This window comes from uncultured Brachybacterium sp., assembly GCF_947500705.1.
Classification (GTDB): Bacteria; Actinomycetota; Actinomycetes; order Actinomycetales; family Dermabacteraceae; genus Brachybacterium.
Window position 1 is genome coordinate 179,523 of the sequence record NZ_CANMSY010000001.1, and the last position, 20,351, is coordinate 199,873.

The window sequence follows — 20,351 nt, forward strand, 5'->3', positions numbered from 1 at the left end:
CGTTCCCGGGCTCGAGCGCGCCCGTGCCCGGTCTCCCGGTCTCAGAGCCCGACGCGGTCCCGCACGATGACGGCGAGGCGCTCGGCCATCTCGGAGGCCTGCTCGTCGGTCGGTGCCTCGACCATGACGCGCACGACGGGCTCGGTGCCGGAGGGACGCAGCAGCACGCGGCCGGTCTCCCCCAGCTCCGCCTCCACGGCGGCGATGGCCTGGGACACCCCGAGGTCGATGGTGGCCTTGGCCTTGTCGATGTTCTTGACGTTGATGAGCGCCTGCGGGAGGCGGGTCATGACGTTCGCGAGGTCACGGGCGGTGCGGCCGGTCTCGGCCATGCGCTGCATCAGGTGCAGGGCGGTGAGCTCGCCGTCGCCGGTGGTGGCGTGCTCGGCGATGATCACGTGCCCGGACTGCTCGCCGCCGATGGAGTAGCTGCCGAGGTTCATCTCCTCGAGCACGTAGCGGTCGCCCACGCCCGTCTGGCCCAGCACGATGCCGTGCTCCTTCATCGCGAGCTTGAGGCCCAGGTTGCTCATGACGGTCACCACGAGGGTGTCGTCGTGGAGCTTGCCGCGCTCCTTGAGATCCAGCGCGAGGATCGCCATGATCTGGTCGCCGTCGATGATCTCTCCGTCAGCGGCGACCGCGAGGCAGCGGTCGGCGTCGCCGTCGAAGGCGACGCCGAGGTCTGCGCCGTGCTCGAGCACCGCGGCCTGCAACGGCTCGAGGTGGGTGGAGCCGCAGCCATCGTTGATCAGGCCGCCGTCGCTGCGGTCGCCGATCACGTGCACGGTCGCACCGGCGCGGCGCAGGGCGTCGGGGCCTGTGAGATAGGCGGCGCCGTTGGCGCAGTCCGCGACCACGGTCAGGCCGTCCAGCGGACGGTCCAGGGTGGAGACGAGGTGCTGGACGTAGGCCTCGACCGCGCCCTCGTAACGGGAGATGGTGCCGACGTCGGTGCCCTGGGGGCGGTCCCAGTCCTCGCCGAGGCGGGCCTCGATGGCGTCCTCGACCTCATCGGGCAGCTTGGTGCCGCCGCGGGCGAAGAATTTGATGCCGTTGTCCGGGGCGGGGTTGTGCGAGGCGGAGATCATCACGCCGAGATCCGCGCCGGTGGACTGCACGAGATACGCGAGGCCCGGGGTGGGCAGGACCTCGGCGTCGAGCACATCGACTCCGGCGGCGGCCAGGCCTGCGCTCACCGCGGCGGAGAGGAAGTCGCCGGAGGGGCGGGTGTCGCGGGCGACGATCGCGCGGGGCCGGGTTCCGCCGAAGGCGCCCAGGGTGCCGAGCACGTGGGCAGCGCCCACGGACAGCTCGACCGCGAGCTCCGCCGTGATGTCACCGTTCGCGCGTCCGCGCACTCCGTCGGTGCCGAAAAGTCGTGCCACAGGATTCTCCTCATGAGGATTCGGGGTCTGCGGGCCTCCGTGAGCACTGCCGCGCGGGCGTGCCGCACGCAGGTTCCAGGCCGGAGGTCCGCTGTGAGACTACCCGCTGGGAAGAGCCCGGCTGGGCTGATCCCTCGTCACCGAGGGGTTGCGCCGGTTACTTTGGAGGGATGTCCGATCCCGTCCTGCTCCCCCGCCTGCTGCCCTCCGCGATCAGCCATCATGTGGGCGATCGCACCGCGAGCAGGGGCCTCGGTGCAGCCCGCGCCGGCCGTGTCGCGGATCTCCGCTGGGAGGTGGCGAGCTCGACCGTGTCGGCCGAGGTCGCCGAGGAGGACGGCACGCTGCGCCATCCCGAGGTGCTGCTGGCCGAGTACGAGGATGACTCCGTCTCCCGCCGCTTCCACACCCCGGGCCCCGGCGGGCTGTGGCGTCCGCGCAGCTCCGGCTGCGACTGCTCCGCCGGCGAGGCGTGCGTGCACGTCGCCGCGACCCTCTACCGGCTCAACGACCTCGGAGCGCAGGTGGTGCGGGAGAGCCCGCCCGCAGAATGGCGCAGCGTACTGCGCCCCCTGCTGAACTCGACGCCCAGCACCGACATCGGCAACGCCGCGATGCCTCGACCGCTGGCCCTGCGCTTCGACCTCGAGGCAGGGACTTCCGGCACCGGCGCCTCCCGTCACCATCGCGAGGTCGCGACCCCCGCCCATGTCGAGGCCGGGGCCGAGCTGTGGCTGGGGATGCGCCCCCTGACCCGCGGCCGCAAGGGTGCCTGGATCAAGGGAGACCTGTCCTGGCGCACCTTCGAGTTCCGCCTCGCGGGCCGCGAGTACGACCCGACCCAGGGTGAGGCGCTCACCCGCATCTTCGCCGCCGCGTCGGTGGAGCGCTCCTACTCCAGCGGAGCGATCGACCACCTCTGGCTGAACTCGATCACCTCCCCGCTGCTGTGGCAGTCCCTCGAGCATGCCCGTGCGGCGGGAGTGGAGTTCCTGCCCGGCAGCGGGCTGGCCACCATCGACCTGGTGGCCGGCGGCGAGGTGGGACTGGATCTGCAGTCCGACGGCCCCGCGGGGGAATCTGCCGGAGAGCTGTACGTGCGGCCCCGCATCGCCGTGGCCGGCCAGAAGGCGACCCGCGGCCGACTCCTCGGTGCCTCCGGGGTGCTGGATGTGGAGACGACCGAGGACGAGCTGCTGGCCGCTCGCCTCGCCCCGCTCGGCTCCTCGGTGCCGCGGGCCCTGCGCTCCCTGCTGCATCGCCGGGAGCCGCTGGTGATCCCGGCGGCGGACCGCCAGGCCTTCCTCGAGGTCGCCTACCCGCAGCTGCGCACCCTGACCACGATGACCAGCCTGGACGGCAGCGTGGAGCTGCCCGCGGCGCGCCGGCCCACCCTGCACCTCACCGCCGCCTACGCCTCCGGAGACCGCCTGTCCCTGCGCTGGTCCTGGCGCTATCACGACCCGGACCGGCGCCTGCCGATGGACCAGCGCCAGGGCGCCCACCGCGACCTCGCTCATGAGGACGAGGTGATCGCTGCGGCGATGACCCTGTGGCCGCTGGAGGCGACGGACTCCCCCGAACTGCTCAGCGGCATCGACACCGCCCACTTCACCGAGCACGTGCTGGATGCGCTGGCCGCGTTGGATCATGTCGAGGTCGAGATCACCGGCACCCGCCACGCCTATCGCGAGCTGGACAGCGCCCCGAACGTGCGCGTCACCCAGCAGGCCTCGCCCGGGAAGAACGACTGGTTCGACCTCGGCTTCGAGATCACCATCGACGGCCGGCAGATCCCGTTCCCGAGCCTGTTCGTGGCGCTCGCCCGCGGCAGTGCGAAGCTGCTGATGCCGGATCGCACCTACTTCTCGCTGGATCATCCGGCCTTCGACGCGCTGCGCGAGCTGATCCGGGAGGGAGAGGCGCTCGCGGAGTGGGAGCCGGAGCGCCAGCAGATCTCCCGCTTCCAGGTCGACATGTGGAACGACCTCCAGGAGGTCGCCGACGAGACGGTCGCCAGCAGCGAGTGGAGCCGCACCGCGCTGTCCCTGCGCTCGCTCGAGAACACGCCGCCGCCCCCGCTGCCGCGCGGGTTGCAGGCCGAGCTGCGGCCCTACCAGCACGAGGGCTTCACCTGGCTGGACTTCCTGTTCACCCACGGGCTCGGCGGGGTGCTGGCCGACGACATGGGCCTGGGCAAGACGGTCCAGACCCTGGCCCTGATCGCCCGCGCACGCGAGCAGGACCCGTCGGCCCCGCCGTTCCTGGTGGTGGCGCCCGCCTCGGTGCTGCCGGTGTGGCGGCGCGAGGCCGAGCGGTTCACCCCTGGTCTGACGGTGCGGGTGCTGGACCGCACCGCCGCCTCCCGCGGCACCGACCTGCCCGCCGCAGCGATCGGGGCTGATCTGCTGGTGACCAGCTATTCGGTGCTGCGCATCGACGAGCAGGAGTTCGCGAGCTCCCGCTTCCAGGGCTTCGTGCTCGACGAGGCGCAGTTCGTGAAGAACCGCCGCTCGCGCACCCACCGCGCCGCCAAGGGCGTGCGCGCGGACTTCCGGCTCGCGATCACCGGCACCCCGATGGAGAACTCGCTGGACGACCTGTGGGCGATCCTCGATCTGGTCGCCCCGGGCCTGCTGGGCACCGCGATCGGATTCCGCAAGCAGTACACGCTCCCGATCGAGACCGGCGACCACCCCGGCCGGATGGCGCTGCTGCGCCGCCGGGTGCGTCCCTTCCTGCTGCGCCGCACCAAGGAGCTGGTCGCCGCGGAGCTGCCCGAGAAGCACGAGGAGGTGCTCATGGTGACCCTCTCGCCCGAGCATCGCGCGGTCTACGACTCGGTGCTGCAGCGGGAGCGCAAGAAGGTGCTGGGCCTGATCGACACGGACCTGGACCGCAGCCGCTTCATCGTGTTCCGCTCCCTGACCCTGCTGCGCATGCTGGCGCTGGATCCGGCGCTCGTCGACGCCGAGGAGTACGCGGACGTGCCCAGCTCGAAGCTCGAGGCGCTGTTCGACAGGCTCGAGGAGGTGATCGGCGACGGGCACCGGGTGCTGCTGTTCAGCCAGTTCACCTCCTACCTGGACCGGGTCGCCGCCGAGCTGGACCGGCGCGAGGTGCGCTACTCGCACCTGGACGGCTCCACCCGCGACCGCGATGCGGCGGTGACCGGCTTCCGCGAGGGCGATGCGCCGGTGTTCCTGATCTCGCTGAAGGCGGGCGGCTTCGGCCTCACCCTCACGGAGGCGGACTATGTGTTCCTGCTGGACCCGTGGTGGAACCCGGCCGCGGAGAACCAGGCCGTGGACCGCGCCCACCGCATCGGCCAGGAGCGCCAGGTGATGGTGTACCGCATGATCGCGGAGGACACCATCGAGGAGAAGGTGCTCGCGCTGCAGCGCCGCAAGGCCGAGCTGTTCGACGCCCTCACCGACGGCGGGGAGGCGTTCCGTTCCGCAGTGACGGCGGAGGACCTGCGCGAGCTGCTGAGCTGACGGCGCCGCTCAGAGCTGACGGCGCCCGCTCAGAGCTGCCAGCACAGTTCGGCTGCGCCGTACTCGCCGACAGGCCGTTCGATGCTCACGCCCTCCACCCTCAGCGGGGGCGGGACGGCATCGAGCACCTTCCCGGCCGCCGTCACTCGCGCGCGGGGCACCTCCAGCGTCTCCGGAGCCTCCACCGGCGGCGAGGGCATCGCCAGCAGGGCACGGGCCGCGCCGAGCAGGCTGAGCCGCTGCGTGCTCGCCCGGGCACGGGCCAGGGACTCCAACACATGCGCTGCGAGCAGCTGGCCTGTCGCATGGTCCAGCGCCTGCACCGGGAGTGCGCCGGGGCGGCCGTCGGCACCGCACTCAGTGGCGATGCCGGTCGCGGCCTGGACGATCGAGTCGAATCCTGCGCGGTGCCCCCAGGGTCCCGTCTCGCCCCAGGCGGAGAGGGAGACGATCACGGCCCGCGGCGCCAGCTGCTCGAGCACCTCGATGCCGAGACCCAGCGCATCGAGTGCGCCGGGACGGTAGCCGCAGACGATCACGTCGGCCCCGGCGGCGAGCGTCTGGAACTGGTCCGGGTCCCGGCGCAGGTCCAGCAGTGCGCTGCGCTTGCCCATCCCGGCGGAGAGGTGCTGGTCAGCGAGCTCTGGCCGGTGGGGCGGATCGATGCGGAGCACGTCCGCGCCGAGGCAGGCGAGCAGCTGGGTTCCACTGGGTCCCGCGATCACGCGGGTCAGGTCCAGCACGCGCACCCCGGCCAACAGGTTCGGCGCAGAGTTCGTCGAGGAACTGGCCGCTGGTGGAAGCGCTGGGCGCTGCCCGCGCTGGGTGATGTTCACCCATTCCGCGTCCTGCTGCGCCCGGTCCTGCGGGTGCGCGGCCCACTCCTGACAGGTGCGGACCCTCGCCGCGATGCCGCCGGCCGCGGTGACCTCGTCCTCGATCTCCGCAGCGTCGCGCCGAGCGACCTCGCGCTGGAGGCTGGACCGGTCGTGCACCCCGAAGACGCGGCGGAGCACCTCGGCGTGGTGGGGGTAGTTCCCATGCAGGCGCACCCAGCCGTCACGTGCTTCGACGAAGCCGGAGAGCTCACCCCACGCCTGCGGGACCCGCCCGTCGATCCGCAGGTGCTCGATCGCCGAGAAGGACGCTGCGACGAGGTCCGCAGTGGTGTCGACGGTGAGAGCGAGGCCGCGAGCCGCCGCGAGCTCGGCGGCGGCATCCCGCGCCCGCGTCACTGCCGACCAGGCCAGCTGTTCCACATCGAACGGACCGGTCCACCAGCGGCGTGGGGTGAATGCCCTGGCACCGGTGGCGACCATGCCCGGAGCCTAGCGGGGCCCGTTCATCGCTGCATGGTCCACCACGCGACGATGCCCCCGACCCGGAGGGCGAGGGCATCGTGCATGCAGCGTGAAAGGTGCGGGGCAGTGCCCCGCGCCCGATCAGCGCTTGGAGTACTGCGGGGCCTTGCGGGCCTTCTTCAGACCAGCCTTCTTACGCTCGATGACGCGTGCATCGCGGCGCAGGAAGCCTGCCTTCTTGAGGATCGCGCGGTTCGCGTCTTCGTCGATCTCGTTCAGCGCGCGGGACACACCGAGGCGCACGGCGCCGGCCTGTCCGGACGGGCCGCCGCCGTGGAGGCGGACCCACACGTCGAAGCGTCCCTGGAGGTCGAGGGCCGTGAACGGGTCGTTGACCTCCTGCTGGTGGAGCTTGTTCGGGAAGTAGTTCTCAATGGTGCGGCCATTGATGATCCACTGGCCGGAGCCGGGGGTCAGGCGCACGCGAGCGATCGCGCGCTTGCGACGACCGGTGCCGTAGCCCGGTGCGATCGCGGACTGACCGGCGCCGACGGCGGACTCGCCGGTCGACTCGGTGGTGAAGCTCGAGGGTGCCGACTCGTCGGTCACGGTCTCGAGGTCTTCGGTGGTATCGGGGGTGGTCTCAGTCACGGTTCTCCTTGGTTCGTCCGTGCGGCAGGGCGGAGTGGCGGGACACCCGCTTACTGCGCCACCTGATCGATGGTGAAGGGGACGGGCATCTGAGCGGCATGCGGGTGCTCGGAGCCCTTGTAGACCTTGAGCTTCTTGATCTGCTGATCAGCAAGCTTGTTCTTGGGGAGCATGCCCCGGATGGCCTTCTCCACTGCGCGCTCGGGATTCTTCTCGAGCAGCTCGGAGTAAGGGGTGCTGCGGAGGCCGCCGGGGTAACCGGAGTGGCGGTAGGCCAGCTTGGCCTCCCGCTTGTTCCCGGTCAGCGCGACCTTTTCAGCGTTGATGATGATCACGAAGTCGCCTGCATCCACATGGGGTGCGAAGACCGGCTTGTGCTTTCCCCTCAGGAGCTGTGCAACCTGGGAAGCGAGCCGGCCGAGGACGACATCCGTTGCGTCGATGACGTGCCAGGAACGCTCGACATCGCCGGGCTTCGGGGTGAACGTACGCACTCGTGCCTTCTTCTCTCGTCGTGGTGCCCGGGCGGCAAGACGCCGACCAGACACGGTTCGATGGACCGTGGGCACGCTTCCTTCGGGTAAAAGCATGGCCCCTATGGCTGTACCCGGCCCGCTCCGCTCACGACGCGACGGCGGTCCTGGATGTGGGTGAGATTCCCTTTCGCGCCGGGCATCAGAGAACGGCTGCGGAGTCGGGCACACATCAAGGCACAACAGCGCTCAACAATACGCACTGTCGCACCCGAGCGTCAACGCAGAAGACCCCTCTCAGGGGTGTGATCTGCGCCCGACTCTGCGAACGTTTCTGCAGGCGGCTCCTGGGACGGCGGCTGGCGCAGGGTGCGGGTGCGCGCAGCCCAGGCCGCGAGCTCCTCGTCGGGCGGGTAGGCGACGTGGTCCAGGGTGAGTCCCTGGGGCGGGCAGAGCGGGGCGGCGCCGGCGCCATCGCGGGTGGGAGAGACGCGGGTTCGCGCCGCGAGCACCTGCGCCGGCCAGCCGACGTCCCGGCGGCCCTCCCCCACCCCGATCAGGGCGCCGACGAGGGAGCGCACCATGTGGTGGCAGAAGGCGTCGGCGACCACGGTGGCGACGATCAGCCCCGCATCCGCGCGCCCTTCCTCCGGTCGTTCCCAGGTCAGCTCGCGCAGCTCACGGAGAGTGGTCGCGCCGTCGCGGGGGCGGCAGAAGGAGAGGAAGTCGTGCTCGCCGAGCAGCGGGGCGCTCGCCCGTGCCATCGCCTCGACGTCCAGGGGCCGACGGTGACGAAGCACGTCCCGGCGCACCGGGTCGTGGGCGGCGGGCCCGTCGGAGATCCGGTAGCGGTAACGACGCCACAGCGCCCCGAAGCGCGCATCGAAGTCACTCGGCACCGCCCGAGCGACATGGACCACGATGTCTTCCGGCAGCACTCCCGCAAGCCGGGTGACCAGCGCCTCGGCGGGACTGCGGCGCGAGCGCCCGGGCAGGGTGGCCAGCACGTCATCGGGCAGTTCGAGGTGGCAGACCTGTCCCCGGGCATGGACCCCGGTGTCGGTGCGTCCGGCGACGGTCACCCGGGCCGGGACCCGGGTGATCCGGCCGAGGGCCTCCTCGAGCTCTCCCTGGACCGTGCGCTGGCCGGGCTGGGCGGCCCAGCCGTGGAAGTCGGTGCCGTCATAGGAGAGGTCCAGCCGCAGCCGGGTGACGGCGCGGGCGCGGGGCGGCGCGGCGGCGTCGGTCACGGCGGGATCGGGGCGGTGGAGCTCGGCGGGCATGGGTCCGATCGTAACGGCGCAGCCCCGGTGGGGCACCGGCACAGCACCGGCCCAGTGCTGTCCAAGTACCGGCGCAGCAGGGGTGCAGCGCCTGCCCAGCGCCCGGAGCGCGCTCCGCAGGGCGAGCCGCAAGGGCCGCTCCGCGGGCACTTCTCCGACGGCAGTCCGGGTCTGGGTACCCTGCCCGAGTGAAGATCCTCATCATCGGCAGCGGCGGCCGCGAACACGCGATCCTCCGCCGGCTCGCCCTAGACACCCCCATTCCCGAGCTGCACGCCGCTCCCGGGAACCCCGGCATCGCACAGCTCGCCACCTGTCACGACGTCCCGGTGAGCGACCTCGACGCGCAGGTCCGCCTGGCCGAGGAGCTGCAGCCCGATCTGGTCGTGATCGGCCCTGAGGCACCTCTGGTCGCCGGCGCCGCGGATCGCCTGCGGGAGGCCGGGTTCGCGGTCTTCGGTCCGTCTGCCTCGGCCGCCCACCTCGAGGGTTCGAAGTCCTGGGCGAAGGAGGTCATGGCCGCCGCCGGTGTGCCGACCGCCGCGTCGGTGACGGTCACCGCGCTCTCCCAGCTCGAGGCCGGGCTGGACCGCGTCAACCCGCTGCGCGACGTGCCCTTCGTGGTCAAGGCCGACGGCCTCGCGGCCGGTAAGGGCGTGGTGGTCACCGAGGACCGGCGGGCCGCGGTGGCCCACGCCGAGGAGGTGCTGGCCGCGGGCGGGTCGGTGGTGCTCGAGGAGTTCCTCGACGGCCCCGAGGTGTCCCTGTTCTGCGTGAGCGATGGCACCCGGGTGGTGCCGCTGGCTCCCGCCCAGGACTTCAAGCGCGCCCTCGACGACGACGAGGGCCCGAACACCGGCGGGATGGGCGCCTATTCCCCGCTGCCCTGGGCGCCCGAGGGCCTGGTCGAGGACGTGCTGGCCACCGTCGCCCGCCCCACGATCGCCGAGCTCGCCGCCCGCGGCATCCCCTTCGTCGGGGTCCTGTACTGCGGACTGGCACTGACCTCCCGCGGGCTGCGGGTGATCGAGTTCAACGCCCGCTTCGGCGATCCGGAGACCCAGGTGGTGCTCGAGCGGCTCACCTCACCGCTGGCCCCGCTGCTGCTCGCGGCCGCCCGCGGTGAGCTGGCCGAGGACACGGAGCTGACATGGAGCGAGGACAGCGCCGTGACTGTGGTGCTCGCCGCCGCCGGCTACCCGGTGGCGGTGCGCACGGGCGATCCGATCTCTGGCATCGACGCTGCGGAGGCGCTCGGCACCCATGTGATCCATGCCGGCACCGGAGTCGAGGGCGACACCCTCGTCAGCGCCGGTGGGCGGGTGCTCTCGGTGGTCGCCACCGGTGAGGACCTCGAGACGGTCCGCGCACTCGCGCTGGCGGGCGCCGAGGCGATCAGCCTGGAAGGCAGCCACCACCGCACCGACATCGCCCGTCAGGCCGCGGCCGACGCACGAGCCGGCAGCACCGGGACCGGCGCTGCCGCTGCGGCTGCCGACACCGACACCGACACCGACACCGACACCGACACCGACACCGACACCGTGACGGAGGATCGCGCATGAGTCTCGTCGCCACCCCGCTGGTCGACGCCCCGCAGCTGCCGGGCTGGGACCACGTGATCTCCGGCAAGGTCCGTGAGCTGTACGTGCCGGAGGGTCAGGACCCGTCGGCCGCTGCGGAGGTGCTGGTGGTCGCGACCGACCGCATCAGCGCCTACGACCATTCCCTGCAGCCGGGCATCCCGGACAAGGGCCGGCTGCTGACCGGCATCAGCCTGTTCTGGTTCGAGCAGCTGGCGGACATCGTCCCGCACCATGTGCTCTCCGGGACCGACGTGCCGGAGGCAGTCGCCGGGCGCGCGGTCCGCTGCCGCGGCCTGGACATGGTGGCGCTGGAGTGCATCGCCCGCGGACATCTCACCGGCTCGGGACTGGCCGACTACCGGGCCGGTGGTTCGGTGGGCGGGCATGTGCTGCCGGCCGGGCTGGTCGAGGCCTCCCGGCTGGAGCCGGCGATCTTCACCCCCTCCACGAAGGCCGAGGCCGGGGAGCACGATGAGAACATCACCGTCGCCCAGTCGCGGGAGCTGCTGGGGGAGGAGCTCGCCGCCGAGCTCGAGTCGCTCACGCTGAAGGTCTTCGAGCGGGCCCGGCGGATCGCCGGCGAGCAGGGCATCATCCTGGCCGACACCAAGCTCGAGTTCGGCCATTCCCGGGTCGACGGCACGCTGATGCTCGGCGACGAGGTGCTCACCCCCGATTCCAGCCGGTTCTGGTCCGCGGACACGTACACCCCGGGCCGTACCCCTCCCAGCCTGGACAAGCAGTTCGTGCGGGACTGGCTGACCTCCCCCGCCTCCGGCTGGTCCAAGGGTTCGAGCCTCGCTCCGCCCGCGCTGCCCGCCGAGGTGGTCGAGCAGACCCGCGCCCGGTACGTCCAGGCCTATGAGCGCCTGACCGGCCAGGAGTTCTGAGCGGACTCCGCGCGCCCGACCTATGAGATGTGCCCCGAGGCAGCAGCTGCCGCCTCGGGGCCTTTCTCATGGCACTCGCATTTCTCACGGCGCTCGGGGGATCGTTCAGGAGAGCATCAGCACGGCGGCGACCACCAGGGCGACGCCGAGCGTCAGCAGCGCATCAGCACGGGTGAGCCGGACCGGGCGCCAGAGGGTCCGTTCACCGTCCCCGAGCCCGCGCGATTCGAGGGCGAAGGAGATCCTGTCGGCGCTGCGCACCGAGTCGACCAGCAGCGAGAAGGCACAGCGCAGCAGCTGACGTGCACGCAGCCGTGCCACCGCCCCCTCCGCGGTCAGCGGCAGCCGCACCCGATGGGCGCGGGTGATGGTCTCCCAGCGCCGCGGCAGGTCATCGAGCAGCCTGCGCCCGGCGAGCAGGGCATAGGCGTACCGGGCGGGCAGCCGGGCATGCTGCAGCAGGCTCACCATGGTGCGCCTGGGATCGGCGGCTCGGGCGACGATCAGCGCGCCGAGCCCGATCACGAGCGCGCGCAGTGCCAGTGCGGCGCCCAGCACCATCCCCTCCTCGGTGATCCGGATCGGCAGGTCGGGCCAGGGTTCGTGGCCGGGGCGGCTCAGCACGTTGACCATCAGCACCCCGCTCGCGAACACCGCGAAGGGCAGCTGTGCGCGCAGCAGCCGCAGCGGGCCGAGGCGGCAGCCTGCCATGGCACCGGCGCTGAGCAGCACATACAGCAGCATCAGCGGCAGCGGGTCGGTGAGGGCGATGCACACGATGCTCAGCGCTGTCAGCAATGCCAGCAGCACCGTGGGGTTGCGCCGCGAGAGCGGCCCCCGGGAGCGGAGCTCCGTGAGGGGTGCGCCGCTCGGCTCGGGCGGGTGCTCCGTGGCTGCCTTCTCGGGTACGTCGAGGAGCCCCGCCCGTCGCAGCAGCGCCGGGTCCTGCAGCAGCTCCTGCGGGGGCATCGGGCCGAGCAGGCGACCGTCGGCGATCACGGCGACGGCGTCGGCCGCCTCCACCATGCGCAGGTCATGGGTGGTCATGACCACTCCGCGCCCGGCATCGGCCGCCTCACGCAGCAGGCCCAGGACCGTGCCCTGTGCGGCCCGGTCCAGGCCGTAGCCGGGTTCGTCGGCCAGCAGCACGGGCCGCTGGGTCAGCAGCGTCGCCCCGAGCGAGAGGCGACGCTGCTGACCGCCGGAGAGGGTGAACGGGCTCGCGTCCCGCTTCTCGAGCAGACCCAGCCGCGCGAGCATCGCTGTGACCTGGACGGCGTCCGCGCCGGAGGCGGAGAGCTCGCCCAGGACGGTGTCGGCCACGAACTGCGCCTCGGGGCGCTGGAACGCGAGTCCCGCCGCGGCGCCCTCGACCACTCCCGCGAGGGGCTCGTCCAGTCGGGAGAGCGCCCCCAGCAGCGTGGACTTCCCGGCGCCGTTGCGGCCGACGACGGCGAGCAGCTGTCCGGCGTGCACCGGGAGATCCACCCCGGTCAGGACGGCGCGCCCTGCAGGTCCGAGGTCGGCGCGGCGCACCCGGAGCAGCGGTGCTGCGTCCACCGTCGCCGCGGCGGGGCCCGCTGCCGCCGCGCCGCCCCCGAGCCGTTCCTCGAGCTCCCGGGGCAGCCAGCACCCCGCCTCGCGCAGGGCCGCGCCATGGCGGTCGAGCACGGCGCCCGTCGGCCCATCGGCGAGCACCCGCCCGGCGGCGTCCAGCGCGATGGTGCGCGGCGGCAGACCCGCCGTGCCGCGCTCCCCCGCCCAGTCATCGAGGCGGTGCTCGACGAGCAGGATCGCGACCTCGCCGGTGCGTGCGGCCTGCTCCACCCCCGCCCGCACCCGAGCCACACCCTCGGCGTCCAGCATCGCGGTGGGCTCGTCAAGGAGCAGCAACCGGGGCCGGGCGACCAATGCCGCGGCGAGTCCGGCCCGTTGCAGCTGCCCGCCGGAGAGCGTCGCCGCGGCACGGTCCCCGAGCGCGCCGATCCCGGCCTCCACGAGGGCCCGGTGCACCCGCCCGCCGATCTGGACGGGCGGAGTGCAGCGACTCTCGAGCGGCAGCGCGACGTCGTCGGCGACCTCGGGGAGGCAGACTCCGTCCACCGGGTCCTGGCCGAGGAAGCCGACGACCGCGGAGGTGGCGAGGACCCCGCCGGCGATCGGGTCGATGCCGCCCACCCGCAGCCTCCCGGTGACGCGGCCCCGCTGGTGAGCGGGGATCGCGCCGGCGAGTGCGCGCAGCAGCGTGGATTTGCCGCTCCCGCTGGGGCCCAGCAGCAGCACCTGCTCCCCCGCTCGGATGCTCCCGGTCCAGGGGCCGACGCCGTCCCCGGAGGGCAGCACCACCTCGAGGTCAGTGGCTTCGATGACGAGGCCCGGGGACCGCTCCCCGTCGTGCCCCCGCAGCGGGACGGTCCCGGTCTCAGTGGACACGGCGCTCGGGGATGCCGTCGCCGCTGTCCGTCGCGGCGCCGATCGCGAAGTTCTCGAGCACACCGGTGCGTGCCAGGGCGCGGACGATCACCTTCGCCGCGAGCCCGCCGAGCACGATCCCGGAGAGCACCTGGACCCCGAGCCGCAGCGCGAGCAGGTCCTGGCCGTACCAGCCCATCCGGTACGCGGTCCAGAAGAACACCAGGCCCGCGCCGAGCGCGCCGGAGGCGGCGAACACTCCCCAGCCGAAGCGGCGGTAGCGGGTCAGGGCGAAGGGCAGCTCGCTGCCGATGCCTTGCAGTGCGGCCGCGAGCACCAGCAGCGGGCCGACGGGGCTGCCGAGGAAGACCACCTCGATGATCGCGGCGAGCATCTCGGCGAGTATGCCCACGCCGGGGCGGCGCAGGATCGCGAGCGCGATCGGCCCGACCAGCAGCCAGGAGCCGAACAGGACGTGCTGCGCGAGATCCCCGGCGGGGCCCATCGCGATCGCGAGCCCGTTCCAGGCCTGGACGAACACCCAGTACAGGAAGCCGAACACCACGCCGAGCACGACCACCAGCACGATCTCGCGCAGAGTGAGCCGCGAACGGCGGGCGGTGGGGACGGTCTGCGCGGGGGTCTGCGCGGAGCGCTGTGCGGGGGTCATCGCGTCTCCTCGCCGAGCTCGCGTGCCTCGTGGGAGGGGCTGTTCAGGGAGAGCGTGAGATGGCTGGTGACGTGCTGGACGCTGCGGCCCACCTGCAGCCAGCCGGACACGGCGGTGGCGATCACGTCGCCGGCATCGCCTTCGAGGCGGGTCACGAAATGCTCGGAGCCGCGGAAGGTGCCCAGTTCCCGGGCGTGGTCGATCGCGGCGTAGATGTCGCGCATGTGATCCGGCGCAGTGCCGTCGGCGGCGACCTGGTCCGCCAGCGGGTACAGCGCCCATTCCGCGGAGGCGAAGCGGCCGGTGCGGCGGGGCTCGGGGACCTCGACGCCGCGCGGGCCGGCGCCACCGGGCAGTGCGCAGGTGACCTCTCCGGGGCAGCCGCGGGAGAGGGTCACGGAGAGGGTGGCGTGGTGCTCGGTGCGGGCGAGGTCCTCGGCGAGGTCGATGAGGGACCGCTGCAGGTGGGTCTCGTGACCGCCGAGATAGGTGGAGACGTCCCCGGTCTCGCGCACCAGCCCGGTGAGGTCGAGCCGGGAGAGGATGCCGATGAGCACCCGGGCGTAGTCGTCGGTCATGACGGCTGCGGTGATCCGCGCGCCGACGCCGAAGCCGAGCGGCGTCGCGGTGGGATCAGGGGCCTGGCCGGGGGATGTCGGGGCTGCGCCGTCGAGGGTGCTGGCGGGTGCGGTGGTGTCGACAGGTGAGTGGATCACGGTCCGTGCCTTTCACGAGGGCACGGGCGCGCGGCGGCTGTCGCCTGGCGGAGCTTCCTGCGCCGGCATGATCCGGATCAGGTTCTACGGTCGGAGTTGGAGAACTCCCTCTCAGCCCGGCCTACCGGACTCCCGTGCACGGGCCCCACTGTAGACGCCGACGCGGGTGCGGGGCGGGCCCGTCCGCCCCGGAGCGGCGGAGTGGCAGAGCGGCAGAGCTGCGGAGCGGCAGAGCGGCAGAGCGGCGGAACCGTTCGGAGGACCCCGATCAGCCGTCCTCGACCAGCGGCACGAAGAGATACCGGCCGTGCTGGGTGTCGAGAACGGTGTCCCCCCGTCGCACCAGACGATGCATGACCCCGCGGATCGGGATCACCATCACCCCGTCCTCGCCGAGCTGGGCGACCAGCTCCGGGGGACGCTGATGGGCGCCGGCGGAGACGAGGATCCTGTCGAAGGGTGCGTCCGCAGGGGCGCCGAGCACTCCGGGCCTGGCCTCACGGATCTCCGCGCGCCCGTCGGGCACCGCCGCCTCGAGCGCGCCGCGCGCCGGGCCCAGCAGGCTCGCCTGCCGCTCGATGCCGAGCACCGTCCCCGTCGGGCCGACGAGCTGCGCGAGCAGCGCAGTGGTCCATCCGGAACCGGCGCCGACGTCGAGCACGCGATCACCTTCGCGCACCCCGAGCAGGTGCAGCATGTTCCACACCGTCGTGGGCTGCGAGTTGGTCTGTCCCTCCCCGATCGGCAGCGGCTCGTCCTGCCCGGCTCTGCGCCGGAGACCGACGGGCAGGAAGGGAGCGCGCGGCACGGCGCGGAAGGCCTCCGCGACCCGGTCCCCGCCGCTGCCGTGGTCAGCGCCGCTGCCGTGGAACGCCCCGGTCACCTCAGCTCCCGCTGATCTCGACCAGCCCGTCGGCCCCCCAGTCGCGCACCTCGGTGCCGGCAGGGGCCAGGTTCGTGGCCTGGCGCAGGTAGATGGGGCGTCCGACGTCGCTGGCGACGGCATCATGCACCGGCAGGGCGAGCACGGGGTTCACCGTACGCAGGAAGTCGATCGTCTCAGCCATCTTCGACCAGGGTGCCACCACCGCGAAGGCGAGCACGTCGATGCCGTGGAACTCCTGCACCGGTTCGAGGGAGTCCCCGGTGATGCCGAGTCGGGGGCCTTCACCAGCGGTGATCACCAGCCCGCAGTTGCCCACGCGCGGGATGTCGGGATGGATCACCGCGTGGCGACCGCCCACCGCGCCGATGCGCAGCGCCTCCTGCCCTTCGAGCGCCGGCAGCTCATGGTTCTCGCCGGGACGCAGGGCCACCAGCTGGTCCGCGGTCAGCGCCGGGGCGCCCTCCGCGGGCTCGGAGAGCTGCTCCGCGGTCTCCGGCTCTGCGATCACGATCGCTCCGGGGCTCGCGGCGAGCACCTGACCGAGCAGAGCACGGTCGAGGTGGTCTGGATGCTGGTGGGTGATCGCGACCCCGTCGATGCCGCTCAGCACCTCACCGCCCAGGGCGCGCACCGCTTCGCCGCTGAAGCCACCGGGATCGATCAGCAGGCGGCGCCCGGCCACCTCCACGAGCAGGCAGGAGTGGACGAGGTGATGGATCTTCATGGCGGCCTCCCGGGATGTGGATCTCGTGGCCTCGAACCTATCTCCCGGCGAGCCATCTGCCCAGGGCATCCGGTCCAGCGGTGCAGCGGGTCCGTGCCCGCCGTGGGCAGACCGCCGCGACGGTGCGTCTTCTCGGTACCATGACGGCGTCGGGTCCGCTCCGTCGGCCGCCCCAGCGCCGACCCGCACCCGCGCCGCAGATCCACCCGCCAGGCCCGCCCGCGGCCGTCGTCCCCCAGGAGAGCACCCATGCCACGTGTCGTGGTCCACGTCATGCCCAAGCCGGAGATCCTCGACCCGCAGGGCAAGGCCGTCGCCGCCGCACTGCCGCGACTGGGCTTCGAGGGCATCGCCTCGGTCCGTCAGGGCAAGCGGTTCGAGCTCGAGGTCGAGGGCGAGATCACCGACCAGGTGCTCGTCTCCCTCCGCGAGGCCGCCACCACGCTGCTGTCCAACCCCGTCATCGAGGACGTCGTCTCGATCGATGTCGAGGACGCGGCCGACGGGGCGCAGGCCTGATGCGCATCGGTGTGGTGACCTTCCCGGGCACGCTGGATGACCGGGATGCGCTGCGCGCGGTGCGGATCGCCGGCGCCGAGCCGGTCACGCTCTGGCACGGCGAGGATGATCTGCAGGACGTCGAGGCGATCGTGCTGCCCGGCGGCTTCTCCTACGGCGACTACCTGCGCGCCGGCGCGATCAGCCGGTTCGCCCCGGTGATGGAGAAGGTCGTCGATGCGGCCAAGGGCGGGATGCCCGTGCTCGGCATCTGCAACGGCTTCCAGATCCTCTGCGAGACGCACCTGCTGCCCGGTGCGATGATCAAGAACGCGCACCGCGCCTTCCTCTGCCGCGACCAACCCCTGACGGTCGAGAACACCCGCACCGCCTGGACCTCCGGCTATGAGGCGGGTCAGGTCATCCGCATCCCGCTGAAGAATCAGGACGGCCAGTACGTCGCCGACGAGCGCACGCTCGCCGAGCTCGAGGACGAGGGCCGGATCGTGTTCCGCTACGCCGCCGGCGCCACCCACGGCCCGGCCGGTTTCGAGGCGAACCCCAACGGCTCTCGCCACGACATCGCCGGGATCACCAACGCCGCCGGCAACGTGGTGGGCCTGATGCCGCATCCCGAGCACGCGGTCGAAGCGGGCTTCGGCCCGGACCAGCCCGGTGAGGGCACCCGCTCCGGCACCGACGGACTGGCGATGTTCACCTCGGTGCTGCGCAGCATGGTCGCCTGACCACCCGTCGCACTCGCTCCCGCGACGCGCCGCACACCCAGCTCGCCCTGCGCAACGCCGCGCAACACGAGATTGTCCGGTTCTGAGCCAGATCTGCCCTGGATCTGGCTCAGAATCGGACTTTTTCGTCTGTGCCGACATCTGTGCCGGCAACTGTGCCGGCGTCGGCAGTGCGGCGCCGGAGCGGGCGCGGCGCCGGGCTCAGCTGCGGGTCGCGCTGAGCACCGTGAAGCGGCGGTCACGGGAACGCTGGCGCACCGGGCCCACACGACGCTCCACCTCGGTGCGGTAGCGCAGGTAGGAGTTGTGGACGAACCACAGCTGCCCGCCCGGGCGCAGCACCCGTGCGGCCGCGTCGAGCAGCCCCTGCACGAGGGTCGCGTCGACCGCGGTGCCATCGTGGAAGGGCGGGTTCAGCAGCACGAGGTCCACGCTCGCGTCGTCCACTCGCGACAGGACATCGTCCCAGGTCACCTCGACGCCCTCGCGGTCGAGCCGGTTGGCGGCGAGTGTTGCGCGGGTGGAGCCGACGGCATCGGCATCAGCGTCGCTGCCCGTCACTGCCGCCTCGGGCAGTGCGGCGGCGAGGTAGGCGGTCATCAGGCCGTTCCCGCAGCCGAGATCCACCGCAGAGCCCACCGGGGCCTCCGACGTCCCCAGCTCTCCGGCGGCGACAGCCCGGTCCAGGGCGTCCAGCAGCAGCCGGCTGCCCGCGTCGGCGCCGGCTCCGCCGAACACGGCGCCGATGCCGCGCAGCGCGAGCTCGCGCCGCTGGCCGCGCACGGCGACGCGTGCGGTGCCCTCGGCGATGGCCGGCGCCGGCACGACCTCTCGCAGCTCGCTGCCGATCAGGGCGCGGGACTTGCCGATCCCGCGGCTCGCGCGGACCTCGGTGAAGAGCGTGGCCAGCACGTCGTTCTGCGCCCTGGTCATGTGCTTGACGCGGCCGCCGGCGATGATCGAGAGACCATTCTGACCGCTCGCACGCACCGCCTCGGTGAGGCGGCGGGCCCGGTCCTCGAGGGCGTGCACGGCCTTGGGCAGCCGCATCAGCACCAGCAGATGACCCTCGACCCCGGCGGCCGCCTCCTCGAGCGGCACCGTCTCCGGACCGGCAGGCAGCCGCAGTCGTCCGGCGTCGATCTGCGCGGCGAAGCGCTCCTGCAGTGTCATGGCGAGAGTGAGGGACGAGGTCCAGCTGAGCACCACGGCGTCCTCGTGCTCGGCGACGGACGCGAGTGCGAAGGCGGTCAGCTCCCCGGTCGCGTCATCCACCACGATCATGTCGCAGGGGCAGCCGGTCCCGAGCTCCTCTGCCGCGGCGATGATCACGCGGTCGGTCTGGTCCGGGCCCTGGGGCGCGGAGGCGGCAGGCTGCGCGTCACGGGGTTCCTCGTCGAAGAGGTCCTCCCCGAAGGCGTCGTCGTCGAAGGGGTCTGCGGCGGGGTTCTTGGGCAAGGGTTCAGTCCTTCAGAAGGCCGACGCGGCCGCGCGAGCGCAGCCGGCCGTGGGGAAGCGCGGGGGCGGGCAGAGCCGCGGGGGTGTACGGGGCGAAGGGGCCGAATTGCTCGGCATCGGCCGCCAGGCCGCCCCGCGAGCGGGCCTCCGAAGAGATCGGGGCCTCGGCGAGCGTACCCTCCGCACCGATCTCTGCCTGGTAACGGGCCCGGAACTGCTCGATCTCCTCATGGCTGCGGCCCACGAAGTTCCACCACATCAGGATGTCCTCGCCGAGCGGTTCACCTCCCAGCAGCATCACGCGCAGGTCCTCCCCCTCCTCGGCGCTGAGCTCGAGCTCGGCAGCCCGGTCCGGCATCACGAGAAGCTCGCGGCTCCCGGCCTCGGACTCGCGCCCTCCGTCATGGGCTTCGCCGTGGCGGCGGTCCGCCGTGCGCATCCGTGCGGCGCCGCGGTCCACCAGCAGTCCGTACTCGTGAGTGGGGTCGAGGTCGATGCGCACGGTGCTGCCGGCGCTCAGCTCGAGCTCGACCATGCTCAGCGCGGTGTCGGTCTCCACGCGACTGCGGTCCTCGAGCACGGTGCCGTCCTCGGTAGTGGCGCGGAAGGAGCCCAGGCCCACACGCGCCCGCGCCTGTTCGTTCGCGATCACCGGCGGGGTGTAGACCTCGAAATGCGACTCCCGGAACCGGGCCCGATCGGGCAGGGCGTACCAGAGCTGGACGCCGTGCAGGATCGTGGTGTCGTTGGCGGAGAACTCCGAATGGGTGATGCCGGAGCCGGCCACCATGATGTCCACCTCTCCGGGCCGGACCAGTGCGTGGCTGCCGATCGAGTCACGGTGGGTGATCGCACCGTCGAACAGCCAGGAGACGGTCGCCAGGCCCGTGTGGGGGTGGCGTGCCACCTGCATGCCGTCACTGACGGAGACGTCATCGGGACCGAAATGATCCACGAAGCACCAGGCGCCGATCAGGGAGGTCTGGCGGGCGGGCAGGGTGCGGTGGACCGTCATCCCCCGGGGACCGCCGAGCGGCACCGCCCGGGGCTCGAGCCGGACGAAATCCTCGAAGCTGCTCATGGGGCGAGTGTAGAGAAGGAACCTCTGCCGGGCCGTGCGGGCGGGATCTGCTCTCCGCGGGTTCGCTGACTCGGCCCTATCTCCGCCCGCG

At 72.3% G+C, this 20,351-nt stretch carries 17 protein-coding genes and 1 riboswitch; of the genes, 5 read left to right on the top strand and 12 right to left on the bottom strand.

Annotated features, from left to right (window positions below; translation table 11 throughout):
- Window positions 1-41: 41 nt before the first annotated feature.
- Window positions 42-1,388 (bottom strand): phosphoglucosamine mutase, encoded by a 1,347-nt coding sequence (gene glmM / locus Q0937_RS00845; RefSeq protein ID WP_299298607.1) that lies wholly within the window; start codon window positions 1,386-1,388, stop codon window positions 42-44.
- Between the two features lie 170 nt (window positions 1,389-1,558).
- Between glmM and Q0937_RS00850 the strand changes: the two genes are divergently transcribed.
- Window positions 1,559-4,885: a DEAD/DEAH box helicase gene (locus tag Q0937_RS00850; RefSeq protein ID WP_299298610.1), complete on the top strand. Its 3,327-nt coding sequence runs from the start codon at window positions 1,559-1,561 to the stop codon at window positions 4,883-4,885.
- 29 nt (window positions 4,886-4,914) lie between these two features.
- On the opposite strand, the gene Q0937_RS00855 is transcribed toward Q0937_RS00850, so the two are convergent.
- The 4 genes from Q0937_RS00855 to truA all read right to left on the bottom strand — a co-directional run bounded on the left by Q0937_RS00855 (window position 4,915) and on the right by truA (window position 8,593).
- The gene (locus Q0937_RS00855) at window positions 4,915-6,204 is read right to left on the bottom strand and encodes a CoA transferase (RefSeq protein WP_299298613.1); all 1,290 of its coding nucleotides are present in this window, start codon (window positions 6,202-6,204) and stop codon (window positions 4,915-4,917) included.
- A 123-nt stretch (window positions 6,205-6,327) separates the two neighbouring features.
- Window positions 6,328-6,837, bottom strand: a complete 510-nt coding sequence (gene rpsI, locus Q0937_RS00860) for a 30S ribosomal protein S9 (protein ID WP_299298616.1) — start codon at window positions 6,835-6,837, stop codon at window positions 6,328-6,330.
- 50 nt (window positions 6,838-6,887) lie between these two features.
- Window positions 6,888-7,331 carry a 50S ribosomal protein L13 gene (gene rplM / locus Q0937_RS00865; protein ID WP_299298618.1) on the bottom strand — a complete coding sequence of 148 codons (444 nt, stop codon included), beginning with the start codon at window positions 7,329-7,331 and terminating at the stop codon, window positions 6,888-6,890.
- Window positions 7,332-7,588: 257 nt separating this feature from the next.
- Entirely contained in the window at window positions 7,589-8,593 is a 1,005-nt protein-coding gene (truA, locus tag Q0937_RS00870) for a tRNA pseudouridine(38-40) synthase TruA (RefSeq protein ID WP_299298621.1), read from the bottom strand.
- 188 nt (window positions 8,594-8,781) lie between these two features.
- Between truA and purD the strand changes: the two genes are divergently transcribed.
- Window positions 8,782-10,158, top strand: coding sequence for a phosphoribosylamine--glycine ligase (gene purD / locus Q0937_RS00875; RefSeq protein ID WP_299298624.1), 1,377 nt, complete (start codon window positions 8,782-8,784; stop codon window positions 10,156-10,158).
- Window positions 10,155-11,069 carry a phosphoribosylaminoimidazolesuccinocarboxamide synthase gene (locus tag Q0937_RS00880; RefSeq protein WP_299298627.1) on the top strand — a complete coding sequence of 305 codons (915 nt, stop codon included), beginning with the start codon at window positions 10,155-10,157 and terminating at the stop codon, window positions 11,067-11,069. Before purD ends, Q0937_RS00880 begins: the two co-directional genes overlap by 4 nt.
- Window positions 11,070-11,174: 105 nt before the next feature.
- Here the strand turns inward: Q0937_RS00880 and Q0937_RS00885 are convergent, their stop codons facing one another.
- From Q0937_RS00885 to Q0937_RS00905, 5 genes are all read right to left on the bottom strand, one after another.
- Entirely contained in the window at window positions 11,175-13,502 is a 2,328-nt protein-coding gene (locus tag Q0937_RS00885) for an ATP-binding cassette domain-containing protein (protein ID WP_299298630.1), read from the bottom strand.
- On the bottom strand, window positions 13,492-14,151 hold the full coding sequence (locus tag Q0937_RS00890; protein ID WP_299298633.1) for an ECF transporter S component: 660 nt from the start codon (window positions 14,149-14,151) through the stop codon (window positions 13,492-13,494). Before Q0937_RS00890 ends, Q0937_RS00885 begins: the two co-directional genes overlap by 11 nt.
- Entirely contained in the window at window positions 14,148-14,867 is a 720-nt protein-coding gene (locus tag Q0937_RS00895) for a YkoF family thiamine/hydroxymethylpyrimidine-binding protein (RefSeq protein ID WP_299298636.1), read from the bottom strand. The genes Q0937_RS00890 and Q0937_RS00895 overlap by 4 nt, the downstream gene beginning before the upstream one ends.
- Before the next feature lie 37 nt (window positions 14,868-14,904).
- A riboswitch (TPP riboswitch) is annotated at window positions 14,905-15,013 on the bottom strand.
- A 122-nt stretch (window positions 15,014-15,135) separates the two neighbouring features.
- Window positions 15,136-15,750 (bottom strand): protein-L-isoaspartate O-methyltransferase, encoded by a 615-nt coding sequence (locus Q0937_RS00900; RefSeq protein WP_299298639.1) that lies wholly within the window; start codon window positions 15,748-15,750, stop codon window positions 15,136-15,138.
- Between the two features lies 1 nt (window position 15,751).
- Window positions 15,752-16,477 carry an MBL fold metallo-hydrolase gene (locus Q0937_RS00905; RefSeq protein WP_299298687.1) on the bottom strand — a complete coding sequence of 242 codons (726 nt, stop codon included), beginning with the start codon at window positions 16,475-16,477 and terminating at the stop codon, window positions 15,752-15,754.
- Between the two features lie 249 nt (window positions 16,478-16,726).
- Here Q0937_RS00905 and purS point away from each other — a divergent pair, with 249 nt between their 5' ends.
- On the top strand, window positions 16,727-16,996 hold the full coding sequence (gene purS / locus Q0937_RS00910) for a phosphoribosylformylglycinamidine synthase subunit PurS (protein ID WP_299298690.1): 270 nt from the start codon (window positions 16,727-16,729) through the stop codon (window positions 16,994-16,996).
- Window positions 16,996-17,721 carry a phosphoribosylformylglycinamidine synthase subunit PurQ gene (gene purQ / locus Q0937_RS00915; protein ID WP_299298693.1) on the top strand — a complete coding sequence of 242 codons (726 nt, stop codon included), beginning with the start codon at window positions 16,996-16,998 and terminating at the stop codon, window positions 17,719-17,721. The genes purS and purQ overlap by 1 nt, the downstream gene beginning before the upstream one ends.
- A gap of 201 nt (window positions 17,722-17,922) precedes the next feature.
- On the opposite strand, the gene Q0937_RS00920 is transcribed toward purQ, so the two are convergent.
- Window positions 17,923-19,179: a class I SAM-dependent methyltransferase gene (locus tag Q0937_RS00920; RefSeq protein ID WP_299298695.1), complete on the bottom strand. Its 1,257-nt coding sequence runs from the start codon at window positions 19,177-19,179 to the stop codon at window positions 17,923-17,925.
- 4 nt (window positions 19,180-19,183) lie between these two features.
- Window positions 19,184-20,260, bottom strand: coding sequence for a pirin family protein (locus Q0937_RS00925; protein WP_299298698.1), 1,077 nt, complete (start codon window positions 20,258-20,260; stop codon window positions 19,184-19,186).
- Window positions 20,261-20,351: the final 91 nt, after the last annotated feature.